Annotated in this window: 1 protein-coding gene and 1 pseudogene; both read left to right on the top strand. The window is 66.0% G+C overall.

Translation table 11 applies throughout. The annotated features are described in order from the left end of the window. A pseudogene (locus tag ACWCV3_RS28910) lies at nucleotides 1–597 on the top strand (alpha-1,4-glucan--maltose-1-phosphate maltosyltransferase); the annotation flags it as partial. Continuing rightward, nucleotides 594–1,459: alpha-amylase family glycosyl hydrolase (locus ACWCV3_RS28915; protein ID WP_030817393.1), on the top strand; the 866-nt coding region annotated here is incomplete at its 3' end. The pseudogene ACWCV3_RS28910 and the gene ACWCV3_RS28915, both read left to right, overlap by 4 nt.

Genomic DNA, 1,459 nt, shown 5'->3' on the forward strand with positions numbered 1-1,459 from the left:
ACCCCCGACATCCTGCACGCCTACCTCCAGCACGGCGGCCGCCCCGCCTTCGAGATCCGCGCGATCCTCGCGGCCACGCTCTCGCCGACGTGGGGCATCTACAGCGGCTACGAACTCTGCGAGAACGAGCCGTTGAAGGCCGGCAGTGAGGAGTACTGGGACTCGGAGAAGTACCAGCTCAGGCCGAGGGACTGGGCGGCGGCGGCCCGTGAGGGACGCACCATCGCGCCGCTCATCACCCGGCTCAACGAGATCCGCCGGGAGAACCCGGCCCTGCATCAGCTCAGGGACATCCACTTCCACCACGCGGACCAGGACGGAGTGATCGTCTACTCCAAGCGCAGCGGTTCGAACACGGTTCTGGTGGTCGCCAACCTCGACCCGCACCACACCCAGGAGGCCACGGTCTCGTTGGACATGCCGCAACTCGGCCTGGACTGGCACGAGTCGGTGCCGGTGCGCGACCTGCTCACCGGCGAGTCCTATCACTGGGGCAGGGCCAACTATGTGCGACTCGAACCGGGTCGTCGACCCGCGCATGTGTTCTCGGTCCTGCGACCGTCCAACCCGCGGATCGGAGGGTCACCCGCCATATGATCGTCAACGAGCCCGTTCCCGACACCTTCGAGGACACTCCGGCCAAGGACCGGGACCCGGAATGGTTCAAGCGCGCCGTCTTCTACGAGGTCCTGGTCCGCTCCTTCCAGGACAGCAACGGCGACGGCGTCGGTGACCTGAAGGGTCTGACCGCCAAGCTCGACTACCTGCAATGGCTCGGCGTGGACTGCCTCTGGCTCCCGCCGTTCTTCAAGTCCCCCTTGCGTGACGGCGGTTACGACGTCTCCGACTACACGGCCGTCCTTCCCGAGTTCGGGGACCTGGCGGACTTCGTGGAGTTCGTGGACGCGGCCCATCAGCGGGGCATGCGGGTCATCATCGACTTCGTCATGAACCACACCAGCGACCAGCACCCGTGGTTCCAGGAGTCCCGCGCCAACCCCGACGGCCCGTACGGCGACTACTACGTCTGGGCCGACGACGACAAGCAGTTCCAGGACGCGCGGATCATCTTCGTCGACACCGAGGCGTCGAACTGGACGTACGACCCGGTGCGCAAGCAGTACTACTGGCACCGCTTCTTCTCGCACCAGCCGGACCTCAACTACGACAACCCGGCCGTGCAGGAGGAGATGATCTCGGCGCTGAAGTTCTGGCTGGACCTCGGCATCGACGGGTTCCGGCTGGACGCGGTGCCGTACCTCTACCAGCGCGAGGGCACCAACTGCGAGAACCTTCCCGAGACCCACGACTTCCTGAAGCGGGTCCGCAAGGAGGTCGACGAGCAGTACGCCGACAAGGTCGTGCTGGCGGAGGCCAACCAGTGGCCCGAGGACGTGGTCGACTACTTCGGCGACTACTCCACCGGCGGCGACGAGTGCCACATGGCGTTCCACTTCCC

Source organism: Streptomyces sp. NPDC001781 (assembly GCF_053596035.1).